Below are 15,410 nucleotides of genomic sequence, written 5' to 3' on the forward strand. Positions count from 1 at the left end.
ACCTTGAACTCTTCCAAGTTAGGTACATATCTTGGCTGTTGTCCTGTCAGAGTGGCTCGTGGATCACCCCTCCCACTCTGAAAGGTCCTCATGAAGCTCCGCGCTCTCCCCGTACTCGCCGGCGCCGCGATCCTCGCGCTCGGCCTCGCCGCCTGCTCCGGCTCCGCAGAGGCCACCGGCGCGTCCGGTGCCGACGCATCATCGGCCGCCGGTGGATTCGCCGTCGACGAGAACACGCTCGTCTTCGGCGTCGTGCCCGACTCGGTCGACACCGAGACGAACTACCAGCCGCTCATGGACTACATCGCCGAGATCACCGGCAAGACGGTGGAGTACCACGAGTCCACCGACTACGCGGCGCTCATCGAGGCCGCCGTCGCCGGCAAGGTCGACGTCGCCTCGTTCTCCGGTTTCACCTACGTCACCGCCACGAACAACGGCGCGAAGCTCACCCCGATCTCCTCGATCGTGACCGAGGAGGGCCAGGAGCCCGGGTACTACTCCCAGGCCATCGTGCCTGCCGACAGCGACATCTCGAGCATCGAGGACTTCGCCGGCAAGAAGGTCTGCTTCGTCGATCCCTCGTCGACGTCGGGATACCTCTTCCCCTCCTACAACCTGCTCGAGGCGGGCATCGACCCCAAGACTGACATCACGCCCGTCTTCGCGGGCAAGCATGACGTGAGCGTGCAGAAGGTCGGCGAAGGCGTCGAGTGCGAGGTCGGATTCGCCGAGGACTCCGAGGTCGAGAAGTCGGATGCCGTCAAGGTCATCGACGAGACCATGGTCCCCGGAGCGCCGCTCGTCTACTCGTCGACTCTGCCGGACGACGTCGCGCAGGAGCTCATCGACGGACTCTCCGAGATCACGATCGACGACATCATCGCCGCCGGCATCGAGGGCGCGGACACTGATGCGTTCCGCAGCGTGTTCTACGCCACCAAGCCCGTCGACGACGCGTACTACGACCTGATCCGCGACATCTGCAAGGAGACCGAAGCGGAGCAGTGCCAGGGCTGACGCCCGATCGCTGACCGCAGCGTCAGCCGAGCGCCCCCGTTCCGCAGTGTGCTCCCACCCCGGGGCAGCGGAGCGCGGGGCGCTCACCCGCAAGAATCACGCTCGACGCCACGACCCTGGAGAACTGACATGAACACGGCATCCGATGCCCTCATCCGCCTGGACGGTGTGACGAAGACCTTCGGCTCGACCACCGCGCTGAAGAACGCATCGCTGCAGGTCTCACGCGGCGAGATCGTCGTGCTGCTCGGGCTCTCCGGCTCGGGCAAGTCGACGCTGCTGCGCCACCTCGACGGTCTCGAGGTGCCGACCTCGGGTGAGATCGAGGTGCTCGGCGCGAAGGTCCCGACGCTCAAGGGCAAGGCGCTGCGCGCCCTCCGCAGCCGGGTGGGATTCATCTTCCAGCAGTTCGAGCTCGTGCCCTCGCTGACGGTGCTCGAGAACGTGCTCACCGGATCTCTGTCGGAGGTCCGCGGCCCGCGGCTCGGCCTCTGGGGCTACTCGAAGGCGGCGAAGCTGCGCGCCCTCGAGCACCTCGATCGCGTCGGGCTGCTCGACCGGGCCTATCAGCGCAGCGACACCCTCTCCGGCGGCCAGCAGCAGCGCGTGGCGATCGCCCGCGCCCTGATGCAGAAGCCCGACATCCTGCTCGCCGACGAGCCCGTCGCATCCCTCGACCCGGAGTCCAGCGACCAGGTGATGGCGCTGATCCGTGAGATCGCCGCCGACGAGGGGCTCACGGTGGTCTGCAGCCTGCACCAGGTCGACCTCGCGATCTCGTGGGCCGACCGCATCGTGGGGCTGCGCCACGGCGAGATCGTGCTCGACACCCCGACCGGCGACCTGACCAAGGCCGAGGTCATGGAGATCTACGGCCGAGTCGCCACGACCACCGCAGAGATCCGCGCCGTGCAGGACGAACTCACCGAGATCACGGTCGACGTCGCCCAGCTCGACAAGGCGCGGGCCTCATGACCGTCCTCTCGGACCCGCCTCGGGCGCACGCGACTCCCGCACGCACGAGTGTCGCCGATCGAACCCCTCGCCGCCCGATCTCCGCCGAGCGCATCGCCGCCGGGTTGACGCTGCTGGCGCTCCTGGTGCTCGGCATCCTCGCCGTCGACGAGGTCGGCATCTCGATCCCGGCGATGGTGCAGAGCTGGGGCAACGCCGAGAACTTCATGGCCCGAGTCGGCGGCCTCTCGTTCCCTGAACCGGCCGACCTCGCCTGGCTGATCGCCCTCACCGTCGGGCTCGTGCTCGTCGGCACGTTGCTCGCCGCCGCCCTGTCGGTGCCGATCGCCTACCTCGCAGCCTCGAACACGACCCCCGGCAACGGATGGCGTGCCGCCGCGCGGTTCGTGGGAGTGCTCACCCGAGCGCTGCCGGATGTCGTGCTCGCGATGGCGTTCGTTCTCATGTTCTCGCTCGGCACCCTGCCCGGCATCCTCGCCATCGGCATCCATTCGATCGGGATGATCTCGAAGATGTTCGCCGACGCGATCGAGCAGATCGACGAGGGCCCCCGGCTCGCGATCCGCGCCGCGGGGGATCGAAGATGCAGGAGTTCGCCTCAGGAATCCTTCCCCAGGTGCTGCCGAGCTGGGTCGCGACGGTGCTGCACCGCAACGACATCAACCTGCGCGGCAGCGTCGTGCTCGGCTACGTGGGCGTGGCCGGCCTCGGACTCGAGATGTCCTACGCCTTCAAGTCGCTGAACTACGGCAAGGGCCTCGGCATCGCCCTGGTCATCTTCGTCCTGTGCGTCGTGATGGAGATCGTGTCGAGCCTGGTGCGCGGGGCAATGCTCGGCCAGCAGCGGCAGACGCGGTCGTGGATCGACCGCATCATCCACCCGCGACTGCGCGGGGCGACGGGCGCGGCGACGACGGAGCGCCCGGAGTGGGCGGCCAGCCCGCAGACCGCCGTGCGTCGACCGTGGACCGCGGAGCGGGTGCGCAACACGACCGGCATCGTGACGGCGGTGCTCGTCGTCATCGGCAGCGTCGTCGTCAGCCAGATCAACTGGATGGACTTCTTCACCTTCTGGGCCAAGCTCCCCGAGGTCGCAGCGAAGTTCTGGCCGCCGTCATTCGGCAGCTATGAGGCGTCGGCGATGATCGCGGCCATGCGAGACACGGTCGCGATCGCACTCGCGGCGACGGTGCTCACGCTGCTGCCGTCGCTGATCCTCGGCTCCCTCGCCGCGAGCAACGTCGCACCCGGAGCGGGAGCGCGGGGCATCGCGCGCTTCCTGCTCGTCGGCATCCGCGGCATTCCCGAGCTGATCCTCGCGATCGTGCTCGTCGTCATCACCGGCCTCGGCGCTCAGGCGGGAGTCATCGCGCTGGCCATCGGCGGCATCGGTCTGCTCGGCAAGCTGATCGCCGATTCCCTCGAGGAGGTCGACCGTGGGCCCGAACGGGCCCTGCGGGCGGTCGGCGCCACCCGGCTGCAGACCTACGCCTCGGCGACCGTGCCGCAGGGCATGCAGGCGCTCATCGGGCACAGCTTCTACATGCTCGACACGAACATCCGCGCCGCGACCATCCTCGGCATCGTCGGCGGAGGCGGTGTCGGGTACTACCTGCTCAACGCCAGCCAGGGTTCGCGCTATGAGACCGTGACGGCGATCGTGCTGATGATCCTCGTCACCGTGCTCGTCGTCGAAGGGCTCGCGATGTGGATGCGCAAGGTGTTCCGATGAGCGGCCGCACCGGCTCGACCGACTCCGCCGACCTCGTGGTCGTCGGCTCGGGGATCATCGGCCTCGGCGCCGCCTACGCGGCGGTGCGGCGGGGTCTGAGCGTCATCGTCGTCGACAGAGCGGATGCTCCCGTCGGCGCGACGATCCGCAACTTCGGCCACCTCTGCATCGGCGCGCAGACGGGGAGGCCCGGCGCTACGCGGACCTGTCCAGAGACCTGTGGCTGCGCCTCGCTCAGGATGCAGGGTTCTGGATCCGCGAGTCGGGGACACTGGTCGCCGCCCGCCACGCCGACGAGATCGCCGTGCTCGAGCAGGCGGCGGCCGATGGCGGCATCCGGATGCTCGATGCGGATGAGCTGCTGCGCCTCGCCCCGCTCCGTCGCCGGGGACTCCTCGGTGGAGCGCACATCGAGACCGACCTGCAGACCGATCCGCGCACCGCCGCCGCGGCGATCGTGCGGCACCTCGCAGGACTGGGCGTCGACTTCCGCTTCCGCACGGCGGCGACCTCCGTCGCCGGACGCCGCGTCGAGACGACGAGAGGCGCGATCACCACGGGCGCGGTCGTCGTCGCGGCGAATCACGACATCGACCAGCTGCTGCCGGAGGTGGCGGAACGGTCAGGCGTCGTCCGGTGCGCTCTCGACATGATGCGTGCAGCGGTGAGTCTCGGGCATCCGCTCTCCGCCCCGCTGCTGACCGGGTGGTCGCTCGTCCGCTACGGACGCTTCGCCGACGGTGCCGCCACCGCCGCGCTCCGCGATCGCCTGCATTCGGAGCGTCCGGACCTCGCCGCGCTCGATCTCAATCAGATGTACACGCAGCTGCCGGACGGCACGCTCATCATCGGCGACTCGCACGCCACATCGACAGCGCCGGAGCCGTTCCAACCCGAGGCCGCGTTCACGGCGTTCCTCGCCGAGGCGGAGGCGCTGTTCGAGATGCCGGCCCCACGGGTGCTGGAGCGCTGGCAGGGCGTGTATGCGAAGGCGTCGAAGGACTTCCTCATCGACACAGTCGACGAGGGGGTGCTGGTGCTCGCCGCGACCACCGGCATCGGAATGACCACGGGTCTGGGGCTCGCCGAAGAGAATCTCACCGCCACCTTCGGGTGGACACCTGCAATGGAAGGAACCCCATGACCACTCAGCTCGACGCAGCTCCGGCACCGGCGTTCGAACTCATCGTGCTCGACATGGCCGGCACGACCGTGCTCGACGACGGGGTCGTCGAGACGGCGTTCCAGCGCGCCGCCGAACGCACCGGCGTCGCCGATCGGATGCCGTGGGACGACGCGCTCGCGCACGTGCGCGCCACCATGGGGCAGTCCAAGATCGAGGTCTTCACGCACCTCGCGGGAGGAGACCGTGCCGCCGCCGAGCGCGCGACGGCCGCATTCGAAGGCGCCTACGCCGAGATCGTGGCCGAGCAGGGGGTCACCGAGATCCCCGGGGCGGCCGATGCGATCCAGGGGCTGAAGGACGCCGGTCTGAGGGTCGTGCTCACGACCGGATTCGCGCCGGTCACCCGCGATGCGCTGATCGACGGTCTGGGCTGGCGCGGGCTCATCGACCTCGCCCTCTCGCCGGTCGACGCCGGGCGCGGGCGTCCGGCACCCGATCTCGTGCTCACGGCGCTGATCCGCACACAGACCTCGTCGGTCGCCGCTGTCGCTGTCGCCGGAGACACGATCAGCGACGTCGAGTCGGGCCGCCGCGCAGGCGCCGGTCTCGTCGCCGGCGTCCTGACGGGCGCCCACGACGCACGCGCGCTCGAGCTCGCCGGTGCCGACGTCGTGCTCGAGGACGTGACGCATCTTCGCGGCACGCTCACCGAGCGCGGGCTGCTCCCTCTCGTGCCCACGGTCTGAGGCCCTGACATGGGAACTCTGCTGATCCGTCCTCCCGGCCACCGTCGCGACGTGGCCCTGCGGCCCGCGGCCACAGCGATGGTGTGGATCGGTGAGGGCCACCCGCACGAGATGATCGCCGTTCCCGGTGTCGCGCTCGGTGAGCACGACGTGCTCGTCGCCGTCGAGATGTCGACGATCTGCGGGTCCGACGTCCACACCGTGCACGGACGTCGGTCCGCCCCGGTGCCGCTGGTGCTCGGACACGAGAGCGTCGGACGCGTGATCGCCCTGGGCGACGGCGGGGCCTCGACGGTCGACGGCGTCCCCGTGCGCATCGGGGATCGGATCGTCTGGTCGGTCACGATCTCGTGCGGCACCTGCGACAGGTGCGCCCAGGGTGTGCCCCAGAAGTGCCGCACGCTCGGCAAGTACGGTCATGACCGCATCGGCGTGCACGGCGACCTCACCGGCGCGTTCGGCTCGCACGTCCAGGTGCGGGCGGGCACCGCGATCGTGCGGGTGCCCGAGTCCCTGCCGGCCGCGGTGCTCGCTCCGGCATCGTGCGCGACCGCGACCGCCTGGGCCGCCGTAGCCCGGGCCGCGCGCGATCACGACCTCGACGGCGCGACCGTCCGCGTCCACGGAGCCGGACTCGTCGGGCTCTCGGCCGCGGCGATCGCGGTGGAGCACGGCGCGACGGTCGAGGTGCTCGACCCCGCACCCGAACGGCTGGCTCTGGCCGCACGCTTCGGCGCCGGTCCGATCGATCGTGACCCGGACGTGGTGATCGAGGCCTCGGGGCATGCCGTGGCCGAGGCGCTCGCCGGCGTCGCCACCGGGGGCACGGTCGTGCTGGTCGGGAGCGTCTTCCCTGCCGAGCCGGTGCCCCTCGACGCCGAGAGCATCGTTCGCCGGCTGGTGACCGTCACCGGCGTGCACAACTACACGGGATCGGAGCTCGCCGAGGCTGTCGCATTCCTCGCAGGACGAGGACGCGCCTACCCGTTCGTGGACGCGGTCGGCGAAGTGCGGCAGCTCGCCGACCTCGACGAGGCCATCACCGCGGCATCCGCACTCGGCGCGCCGTTGCGCATCGGCGTCGTACCCGGACGCTGACGGGAGACGGGTCGAGCGCAGGAGAGCCAGGGCTCAGGCCGTGGGCTCTGCCGCGCCATCTCCCTCGGCGTCGTCTACGGCGTCGTCTTCGGCAGCCGCGGATGCCGAAGACTCCGGTCCCGAGCGCCGCGGCCCCGCAGGGCGGATACCCTCGGCATGGAACGCGAGCAGTCGCATGGCCGTGTCGACCGTCTCGTCGAGGACTTCCTGCGGATCGCCGCTGAGTGCCAGCCTGCGGTGGCCGACCCCGTCGCCCGTGGCCCATCCGACATAGACGGTGCCGGGCTCGTGCCCGCCTTCAGGATCGGGCCCGCCGACCCCGTGGTCGAGATGCAGACGTCGGCGTCGAACAGCCGCAGTGCGCTCGCGGCGAGATGCTCGGCGCACTCGGGGGAACAGGGATCCGTTCCCGGCGTGAGTCCGAGCAGGCTCTCCTTCACATCGGTGAGGTAGGCCACGATGCCGCCGGCGAACCACGAACCGGCGTCGGCCCCCGCGCCGATCGTGCTCGCCAGACGTCCCGAGGTCAGGGATTCCACCACGCAGATGCGCAGTCCGCGCTCAGCGGCGACCTCGCTGACGCGGTCCAGCGGTGACTGCTCTGCTGTCACTTCTCTTCGGCGGAGTCCGCGTGCGTCGGGGCGTCGGACTCGATGGTCGCCTCGTCGGAGTAGTCGGGCCGCGGGGGCTGCAGCGGCTGGTCGGAGTACTCGCCGCCGAGGCGTCCGCCGTACGGGCGCCCGTGGTCGGCGAACTCGTCGCGTGCGTAGACCAGCTCCCACTCGCCGACGGTGAAGCGTGCGCCGGTGCGCAGCGTCTGGGTGCGATCGCCGGGGTGGGTGGCGGTGGCGTCGGGGTTGCTGTTCATCTCGCCCTCGCCGTGGAGTTCGAGGACGTACTCGTCACGGTCGTCGTGCGTGATCGTGGCGTGCACGGGGTCGGCGCCGTCGAGCCGCAGCTCGTTGTCGGCAGCGGAGCCGATGCGCACCACGTCGACCTCGAGGGCGAACTCGGCGCGCTCGCCGTCGCGCGTGACGCGCAGGCGCGGGTTGCCCTCGCCGAACTCGGCGTGAGTGGTCGTGGGGGTGTAGCCCTCATCGGAACGGTCGTCGATGTGTCGTGCGTTCATGGTGGGTCTCCTCGCGGTTCCTGCCAGGATATCGGCGAAGGGATCCGCACGCAGGGGGTTGACTTCGGCCCGCTCCGACCCCGTCTGGACAGCCCGCTCGGGCCGACGCATCGAGGGCCTGCGGTCCCATAAACTGCATGACGAAGACCTGCACACCAGAGGAGAGGGCGAATGGGCAAGTTCATCTACGAGGGCAGCGTGAAGACCGAGATCGAGGATCGCGCCCTCACCCACCTGCAGCTCGTGATGACCGCCAAGCTGCGACGCGCCGAGCCGTTCCCGTTCAGCTGGCGCGAAGACGCGAGCGTCGGCGGCGGCCGCACGACGGTGTGGGTGCAGCCGGGCAGCTCGCTCGTCTTCAAGTACTTCGGCAGCAGGCAGCCGTCGATCAACCGCGCCTGGATCGAGGCGCTCGCCTTCACCGCGAACGCGCCGAGCGGGCTGTATCTCGTTCCCGAGCCACAGGACACGTCCGGCCCCGTCGCGCCGGCCGACGACGAGCCTGCCGCTCCCGGGGCCTGAGCGGCCCGAGCCATTCACCTGTCGCACTCCGATCGTCGATCGAGGTGTCGATTGTCAACCCCTCCCGAGGGCGCCGACGGGCCGCGAGTCTCGTTGGACGCCCGACTCAGGCCACGCACGATGATGGCGAGTCGCGAGGAAGAGGAGACACCATGGCAGACAGCACCCCCGACCCCCGCAGCCAGCACCGCGACGAGGAATTCCCCGGTCAGCAGCAGAACCAGCCGGGACTGACCGACGACATGCGCCCGGCTCCCGACCACGGCGAGGAGTCGTACGTGGGCCACGGGCGTCTTGAGGGGCGTCGAGCCCTGATCACCGGCGGGGATTCCGGAATCGGCCGAGCCGTCGCGATCGCCTTCGCCCGCGAGGGAGCCGACGTGGCGATCGTGCACATGCCGGAGGAGCAGGCGGATGCCGACGAGACCATCGACCTCGTGCGCGCGGAAGGCCGCCAGGGGCTGAGCCTCGCCGGCGACGTCCGCGACGAGGCCTTCGCCACCGAGGTGGTGACCGAGACGCGGAGCGCCTTCGGCGGCCTCGACATCCTGGTGCTGAACGCCGCGTACCAGCACGACATCGACGGCTTCGAGAATCTCGAGACCGACCGCCTCCGCCGCGTGTTCGAGACCAACCTCTTCGGCCTGCTGTACTCGGCCAGGGCCGCGTACCCGCATCTGGAGTCCGGCTCCAGCATCATCGTCACGTCGTCCGTGCAGGCCTTCGAGCCGTCGCCCAACCTCATCGACTACGCGATGACCAAGGCGGCGCAGGTCGCGTTCGTCAAGGCGCTCGCCGAGGAGGCGGGAGAGCGCGGCATCCGCGTGAACGCCGTCGCTCCCGGCCCCATCTGGACGCCGCTGATCCCGGCCACCGGCTGGTCGGACGAACGGGTGAAGACCTTCGGATCCGACACGCCTCTCGGCCGGGCCGGACAGCCCGCAGAGCTCGCCGGCGCCTACGTGTACCTCGCGTCGGCGGAGTCGTCGTACACCTCCGGCGCCGTGCTCGCGGTCACCGGCGGCAAGCACCTCTGACGGGGCCGGTTCGCCGGCATCCGCGCGCGCCGTAGGCTGGCTGGGTGAAGCAGTCCACGCCGTCCCGTCCGCTCGTGGGCGTCGTGCTCGTGGTCTGCTCGTGTCTGTCGCTGCCGTTCGGGGCCGCGGTCGCGGCCCAGCTCTTCCCGGTGCTCGGCCCGTGGGGTGTGACCTCGCTGCGCGTGGCGATCGCGGCGCTGCTGCTGGTCGTCATCGTGCGCCCGAGGCCATTCCGGTGGTCGAAGTCGCAGTGGCTCGCCGCCGTGCTGTTCGGGGTCTCGCTCGCCGCGATGAACGGCTTCTTCTATGCCGCGATCGACCGCATCCCGCTCGGTCCGGCCGTCGCGATCGAGTTCCTCGGGCCGCTCGTCCTCGCCGCCGTGCTGACCAGGCGCCTCGTCGATGCCGCCTGGGTGGGGGTCGCGCTGCTCGGGATGGTGCTGCTCGGCGTCGACGGACTGATCGGCGCCGAGCCCCTCGATCCGCTCGGGATCGTCTTCATCCTGATCGCCGCCGGCTTCTGGGCCATGTACATCCGGATGAGTGCCCGGGTGGGTGCCATCATCCCCGGCAGCAGCGGACTCGCGGTCGGCCTGGTCGTGGCCGCGATCCTGCTGATCCCGGTCGGTGTGCCGGCCGCGGTCACCGTCGCGGGCGACATGCAGCTGCTGCTACTCGCCGCGGTCACCGCCGTGCTGTCGTCGGTGATCCCCTACAGCTTCGAGCTCGCCGCGCTGCGTCGCCTGCCGCAACGCGTGTTCGGCGTGCTCCTGAGCCTCGAGCCCGCATTCGCGACGCTCGCCGGGTGGCTGATCCTCGGGCAGTCGGCGACTCCGCTGCGGATGCTCGCGATCGCCCTGGTGGTGGCGGCGAGCGTCGGCACGACGCTCGGCGTGCGACGTCAGCGCCGTCGAGACGATGCGGCCGCAGCCCGAGAGGTCGGGACCGCGCCCGACGGCGCCCGCCGCGACGACGAGCCCGGTCCCTTCACCGCGCCGATCCCGCTGCCCGAATGACCGGCCGACCCGTCAGGCGCTGACCGCAGCAGGCACGGGCAGCGGATAGCGGCGCCGCAGCAGCATCCGCTGCACCAGCGTCCAGACCACGGTCACGGTGAGATACAGCGCGGCGGCGAGCGGCACGAACATCGCGAAGACGGCCGTCAGATAGTGCAGAGCGCTGGTCACACGCAGCATCGTCGGCGAGTTCAGCGGCGAGTCGTCGTCGACCACGGCCGGCCGGAAGACCCGTCGTGTGATCTCGGCCACCACGATCATCACGGCGATCAGCGCACCGAAGACCCACAGCGTCTCCGGCGTCGCCGTGCCGCCGAAGACGGCGGAGACGAGACTGGTGCCCAGCGGTGCACCGAACAGGTCGTGCGTGAGCAGGTCGTTCGGGTGCCCGGCGATGTCGGGGCGGATGAACAGCGTGTACAGGATGCCGACGACCGGCGCCTGAGCGAGGACCGGCAGCATCCCGGCGAACGGAGACGTGTTCTCGGAGCGGTAGAGCTCGAGCATCTCCTTCTGCAGGCGCTCGGGATTCTTCTTGTGCCGGCGCTGCAATTCTCGCAGCCGAGGAGCCAGGCGCGCTCTGGTCTGCTCGGCCTTCGCCTGCGAGACGCCGACGGGAATCAGCAGGGCGCGCACGAGAAGCGTGACGAGCACCACGGCGAGTGCGGCGGCGGATGCTCCGGCGAGCGGTTCGAGCAGTGCGGAGAGCCCGGCGAGGGCGCCGTACGCCGCGTCGAGCAGGAAGGTCAGGGGTGGGAAGGCGAAGATGTCCATGGAAGTCCGTTCGTGTGTCGGGAAGGGGCGGCGAAAGCCGCGCAGTCCCGTACGAGGACGGACTACGCGGAGACGGCGACTCCCGGCGCACGAGGACGCGGGTGACCGGCGGCGTCAGGATCGCTCTGGGCGAGCAGGGTCGAGACGTCGATCGCCCGCAAAGGGTGCGGGGCGCTGCGTGGAGAGGGCGGTGCGACGCTCAGCGCCACGGCGATCGTGAGGGTCGTCAGGGCGATCAGCGCGATCGCGACACCGAGTGCCGCGGCATCCGGCACCGCGATGACCCCGAGCGCGGCCGCGACGAAGCCGAGCATCTGCCCGAACCATTCGCTCATGCGCGCCTCCCTGATCCCTCACGCCGAGATTATCACCGGCATCCGAGTGCGGCATCGGTCGCGCGCCCGCCTCGGGGCAGGGGAGCGGAGATAGCCTCGAGGCATGAGTGATCTGCGCGCACTGCTCGGCATCGAACACCCCATCATCCTCGGTCCGTTCGGCGGGCTCTCCTCCGTCGGGCTCACGGCGGCGGTCAGCGAGGCCGGCGGCCTCGGCGGCTATGGGCTCTACGGCTACGACGCCGACCGCATCGACGCGACGATCGCGTCTCTGCGGGAGGCGACCTCGCGTCCTTTCGCGGTGAACATCTGGCTGCCGACCGGCGACGAGGTCGAGCCGAATCCGCAGCACACCGTGTTCGCGCAGGCGCTGCAGCCGTTCTATGACGCGGTCGGACTCGAGGTGCCCGCCCGCCCCGAGCGCTACCTGCCTCCCCTCGACGAGCAGCTCGACGCGATCTTCGAGGCGGCGCCGGCCGTGCTGAGCACCGTCTTCGGGGTTCCGTCCGGGGCCGTCGTCGACGAGGCGCACCGCCGCGGCATCCGTGTCGTGGGAACCGCGACGACCGTCGCCGAAGCCGTCGCACTCGCGGACGCCGGGGTCGACGCCGTCGTCGCGACCGGCTTCGAGGCCGGCGGCCATCGGGTGTCGTTCCTCCGTCCGGCCGAGGAATCGCTCGTCGGGACCTTCGCACTCGTGCCGCAGGTCGTGGATGCCGTCGATGTGCCGGTCATCGCGGCCGGCGGCATCGCCGACAGGCGCGGAGTCGCCGCCGCATTCGCGCTCGGAGCGTCAGCCGTGCAGGTCGGCACGGCCTTCCTCGCGACGGTGGAGTCGGCGGCGAACCAGGCGCATCGCGACGCCATCCGCTCCGCCGCCGCCGACGGCACCGTTCTCACGAAGGCGATGAGCGGACGCCTCGCCCGCGGCACCCGCAACCGCGCGGTGCGGGCGATCGAGGCGAGCGGGACGATCGCCCCGTTCCCGATGCAGAACTGGCTCACCGGCCGATTCCGCGCGGCAGCGGGCGAGCAGAACCTCGGCGAGCTGCAGTCGCTCTGGATGGGTCAGGGCGCGGCACTGGCCGGTCATGCGACCGCCGCCGAGGCCTTCGCCGAACTGCTGGCGGGAGTGCCGGAGGCCCGGTGAGGGTCGTTGTCGATCCGGGCGGTGAAGCTGGCTAGATCCCGGGGGGCTCGCCGTCGACGTCATCGGCTCAGAGGCGTCGCACCCCTCTGAGCACCCCGGGTCAGAGGATGACGGTGGACCGGCCGTGGACGATCACACGGTCCTCGGCATGCCACTGCACGGCACGGGCGAGAACGAGGCGTTCGACGTCGGCGCCGCGCTGCTGCAGATCGGCGGCCGACTCCGAGTGCGTGACACGGGTGACGTCCTGCTCGATGATCGGTCCCTCATCGAGATCCGCCGTCGCGTAGTGCGCGGTGGCTCCGATCAGCTTCACACCGCGGTCCTTCGCCCTCGCATACGGGTTCGCCCCGATGAACGCGGGGAGGAAGGAATGGTGGATGTTGATGATCGGGGCGCCGAGACCCTCGATGAAGTCGTCGGTGAGGATCTGCATGTACCGGGCGAGGACCACCAGATCCACGTTGCCGCGCAGGAGCTCGAGCTGACGCTGTTCCATCGTCTGCTTGTCGCCTGAGGGGATGTGCACGAACGGCACCCCGAAGGAGCGTACGGACTCGGCGAGGTCGGGGTGGTTCGAGACGACCATCGTGACGTCGATGTCGAGCTGGCCACGCTGCGTGCGCCACAGCAGCTCCATCAGGCAGTGGTCGTACTTCGAGACGAAGATGGCGACGCGCTTGCGCCGCGCGGTGTCGTGCAGCGACCATTCCATGCCGAACCGCTCGGCGACCTGAGCCAGATCGGCTTCGAGAGCCGTGCGCGCCGCCGAGAGGCCGGGGAGGTGGATCACCGTGCGCTGGAAGAACCGGCCGCCCTCGGAGTCGGTGGAGTGCTGGTCGAGTGAGATGATGTTCGCGCCGTGGACGGAGAGCACGCCGGCGACGGCGGCGACGATGCCGGGCTGATCATCGCAGGCGATCAGCAGGCGGGCGGTGTCGGGCTGAGACATGAGGGCTCCTCGGGGGTGTGCATCGATTCTGCCGTGGATGCGACCACCGGGCGAATCGGACGCATCGCGACGACGGGTCGCTACTCTGGGAGCGTGGACGCGGGCGATCTCGGACTGGTGCTGATCCCGCTGCTCGCCGTGGCAGCGCCGCTGCTGGCGCGCGGCATCCGACCCCTCATCCGCGTGCCGATCATCGTGTTCGAGCTCGTCCTCGGGATTCTCGCGGGGCCCGCGGTGCTCGGCTGGGTCGAGCCGACGCCCATCCTCGAGAAGCTCAGTGATTTCGGTCTCGCGATGCTGTTCTTCATCGCGGGCTCCGAGATCGACTTCCGGGCGGTCGCCGGACGGCCCCTCGTCCGCGCCTCGATCGGGTGGGCCATCAGCGTGGTGCTGGGCATCGGGATCGGCTTCCTCCTCGCCCCGGGCGAGGGGATGGTCGTGATCGCGATCGCCCTCAGCTCCACCGCACTCGGCACGCTGATGCCGATCCTCAGGGATGCGCAGGAGACCGACACCCCGTTCGGACGTGCGGTCACCGTGATCGGCGCGGTCGGCGAGTTCCTGCCGCTGATCGCGATCTCGCTCTTCCTCAGCACCCGCACCACCCCGCTCGCCACCGCGGTGCTGCTCGCCTTCGTCGTGCTCGCGGGGCTCGCCGTGCTCATGGCTCGGAGGATGCCGCACGGGCGCCTCCACTCGTTCGTGCGTGCGACTCTGCACACCTCCGACCAGTTCGGCGTGCGGTTCGTGCTGCTGCTCATCGCGTCGCTGGTCGGCCTCAGCGTCGTGCTCGACCTCGACATGCTGCTGGGTGCATTCGTCGCCGGAGCGGTGTGGCGCATCATCATGGCGCGCGCGCCCGAGAAGGACGCCGAGGCGGTCGAGACGAAGCTCGAGGCCATCGCGTTCGGCTTCCTCGTACCGATCTTCTTCCTCTACACGGGCGTGAACTTCGACCTGCAGGCGCTCACCGGCTCGTCGTCGGCGATGCTGATGCTTCCGCTGTTCCTCGTCGCGCTGCTCGTGCTCCGAGGCACGACCGCGCAGCTCTCCGCGCCGATGGGCGCGAGCGCCAGAGACCGCACCGCGATCGGGCTGCTGGCCGCGACAGGTCTGCCCATCATCGTCGCCGTGACGGCGATCGGGGTGGATCAGAAGATGATCGACACCGGCACGGCGGCAGCGCTCGTCGGGGCCGGGATGCTGTCGGTGCTGCTGTTCCCCCTGATCGGAATGCTGATCCGCGGCGAGGCGGCACGACTCGTCGACCCGGCGCTCGTCCGCGAGACACCGCAGGGGGAGCTGTGATGGCCGCGTCCGCGCTCGTCGCCGACGCGGTGCGTGCGCTCGCCGGCCTTCCGAAGGAGGGACTCGGTGAAGAGCGCGAATCGCGGTGGCGCGGACGCCGCATCGTGCGGGTGGGCGAGGCGTGGCACCTCGGCGTGCTGCTGCTCACCGAGACGCACGCACTGGCGACCGCCGAAGTGCTGAGGGCCGCCGATCCGGGGCGCCGCGGCTACACGGCGGAGTCCGCGCGCGAGCGCGCAGAACGACGTGCTCTGGCACTGCGGGGCGGGTTCGACGAGGGCGATGTCGTGCACGTCGGGTGGTCGGTGATCGACCTCGCCGCCGTGGACGCGGGCGGAGCGTCCGGGCCTCTGGCGATGGTCGACACGGTGCCATCCGTGCGATGGAGCACGGCAGGCGGTTGGATGCCGCTCGAGGCATACCTCCGCGAACGGGTGGAGCTGCTGCGCGGCTGAGGCGACAGGCTCGGCTGACCGGCCGAGCCCGCGGC

Annotated in this window: 16 protein-coding genes and 2 pseudogenes; 13 read left to right on the forward strand and 5 right to left on the reverse strand. The window is 70.3% G+C overall.

The window, feature by feature from the left end:
- Positions 1 to 90 precede the first annotated feature (90 nt).
- From ACZZ93_RS14890 to ACZZ93_RS14920, 7 genes and pseudogenes are all read left to right on the forward strand, one after another.
- A complete protein-coding gene (locus ACZZ93_RS14890) occupies positions 91 to 1,020 on the forward strand; it encodes a phosphate/phosphite/phosphonate ABC transporter substrate-binding protein (RefSeq protein WP_053097587.1) in 930 nt (309 codons plus the stop codon).
- A 129-nt stretch (positions 1,021 to 1,149) separates the two neighbouring features.
- Positions 1,150 to 1,995, forward strand: coding sequence for a phosphonate ABC transporter ATP-binding protein (gene phnC, locus ACZZ93_RS14895; RefSeq protein ID WP_363521041.1), 846 nt, complete (start codon positions 1,150 to 1,152; stop codon positions 1,993 to 1,995).
- Complete coding sequence (locus ACZZ93_RS14900; protein ID WP_463511453.1) at positions 1,992 to 2,738, forward strand: PhnE/PtxC family ABC transporter permease; 747 nt, start codon at positions 1,992 to 1,994, stop codon at positions 2,736 to 2,738. The genes phnC and ACZZ93_RS14900 overlap by 4 nt, the downstream gene beginning before the upstream one ends.
- 86 nt (positions 2,739 to 2,824) lie before the next feature.
- Positions 2,825 to 3,727 (forward strand): phosphonate ABC transporter, permease protein PhnE, encoded by a 903-nt coding sequence (gene phnE, locus ACZZ93_RS14905; RefSeq protein WP_463511758.1) that lies wholly within the window; start codon positions 2,825 to 2,827, stop codon positions 3,725 to 3,727.
- Positions 3,724 to 4,871 (forward strand): annotated as a pseudogene (locus ACZZ93_RS14910) (TIGR03364 family FAD-dependent oxidoreductase). Before phnE ends, ACZZ93_RS14910 begins: the two are co-directional and overlap by 4 nt.
- Positions 4,868 to 5,599, forward strand: coding sequence for an HAD family hydrolase (locus ACZZ93_RS14915; protein ID WP_463511454.1), 732 nt, complete (start codon positions 4,868 to 4,870; stop codon positions 5,597 to 5,599). Before ACZZ93_RS14910 ends, ACZZ93_RS14915 begins: the two are co-directional and overlap by 4 nt.
- Positions 5,600 to 5,608: 9 nt before the next feature.
- On the forward strand, positions 5,609 to 6,697 hold the full coding sequence (locus ACZZ93_RS14920) for an alcohol dehydrogenase catalytic domain-containing protein (RefSeq protein ID WP_463511455.1): 1,089 nt from the start codon (positions 5,609 to 5,611) through the stop codon (positions 6,695 to 6,697).
- 33 nt (positions 6,698 to 6,730) lie between these two features.
- Here ACZZ93_RS14920 and ACZZ93_RS14925 read toward each other — a convergent pair.
- Together ACZZ93_RS14925 and ACZZ93_RS14930 are read right to left on the reverse strand one after the other, a co-directional pair.
- Positions 6,731 to 7,308 (reverse strand): annotated as a pseudogene (locus ACZZ93_RS14925) (CinA family protein).
- Positions 7,305 to 7,826: an FHA domain-containing protein gene (locus ACZZ93_RS14930; RefSeq protein WP_053097580.1), complete on the reverse strand. Its 522-nt coding sequence runs from the start codon at positions 7,824 to 7,826 to the stop codon at positions 7,305 to 7,307. The pseudogene ACZZ93_RS14925 and the gene ACZZ93_RS14930 overlap by 4 nt, the downstream one beginning before the upstream one ends.
- 171 nt (positions 7,827 to 7,997) lie before the next feature.
- On the opposite strand from ACZZ93_RS14930, the gene ACZZ93_RS14935 reads away from it, so the two are divergent.
- The 3 genes from ACZZ93_RS14935 (at position 7,998) to ACZZ93_RS14945 (ending at position 10,401) form a co-directional block, all read left to right on the forward strand.
- On the forward strand, positions 7,998 to 8,348 hold the full coding sequence (locus tag ACZZ93_RS14935) for a DUF7882 family protein (protein ID WP_053097579.1): 351 nt from the start codon (positions 7,998 to 8,000) through the stop codon (positions 8,346 to 8,348).
- A 152-nt stretch (positions 8,349 to 8,500) separates the two neighbouring features.
- On the forward strand, positions 8,501 to 9,385 hold the full coding sequence (locus ACZZ93_RS14940) for an SDR family oxidoreductase (protein ID WP_187250281.1): 885 nt from the start codon (positions 8,501 to 8,503) through the stop codon (positions 9,383 to 9,385).
- 44 nt (positions 9,386 to 9,429) lie between these two features.
- A complete protein-coding gene (locus tag ACZZ93_RS14945) occupies positions 9,430 to 10,401 on the forward strand; it encodes an EamA family transporter (RefSeq protein WP_072591721.1) in 972 nt (323 codons plus the stop codon).
- A 12-nt stretch (positions 10,402 to 10,413) separates the two neighbouring features.
- Here the strand turns inward: ACZZ93_RS14945 and ACZZ93_RS14950 are convergent, their stop codons facing one another.
- On the reverse strand, positions 10,414 to 11,175 hold the full coding sequence (locus ACZZ93_RS14950) for a YidC/Oxa1 family membrane protein insertase (protein WP_053097576.1): 762 nt from the start codon (positions 11,173 to 11,175) through the stop codon (positions 10,414 to 10,416).
- A gap of 62 nt (positions 11,176 to 11,237) precedes the next feature.
- Entirely contained in the window at positions 11,238 to 11,510 is a 273-nt protein-coding gene (locus ACZZ93_RS14955) for a DUF6412 domain-containing protein (protein ID WP_053097575.1), read from the reverse strand.
- Between the two features lie 103 nt (positions 11,511 to 11,613).
- Here ACZZ93_RS14955 and ACZZ93_RS14960 point away from each other — a divergent pair, with 103 nt between their 5' ends.
- Positions 11,614 to 12,660, forward strand: coding sequence for an NAD(P)H-dependent flavin oxidoreductase (locus tag ACZZ93_RS14960; protein ID WP_463511456.1), 1,047 nt, complete (start codon positions 11,614 to 11,616; stop codon positions 12,658 to 12,660).
- 100 nt (positions 12,661 to 12,760) lie between these two features.
- Here ACZZ93_RS14960 and purU read toward each other — a convergent pair whose 3' ends face one another.
- Positions 12,761 to 13,612, reverse strand: a complete 852-nt coding sequence (purU, locus tag ACZZ93_RS14965; protein WP_056279633.1) for a formyltetrahydrofolate deformylase — start codon at positions 13,610 to 13,612, stop codon at positions 12,761 to 12,763.
- A gap of 93 nt (positions 13,613 to 13,705) precedes the next feature.
- Between purU and ACZZ93_RS14970 the strand changes: the two genes are divergently transcribed.
- Positions 13,706 to 14,920, forward strand: coding sequence for a cation:proton antiporter (locus ACZZ93_RS14970; RefSeq protein ID WP_463511457.1), 1,215 nt, complete (start codon positions 13,706 to 13,708; stop codon positions 14,918 to 14,920).
- On the forward strand, positions 14,920 to 15,375 hold the full coding sequence (locus tag ACZZ93_RS14975; RefSeq protein ID WP_463511459.1) for a glutaminase: 456 nt from the start codon (positions 14,920 to 14,922) through the stop codon (positions 15,373 to 15,375). Before ACZZ93_RS14970 ends, ACZZ93_RS14975 begins: the two co-directional genes overlap by 1 nt.
- The last annotated feature ends 35 nt before the right edge of the window (positions 15,376 to 15,410 follow it).

The organism is Microbacterium sp. AC026 (assembly GCF_979258475.1).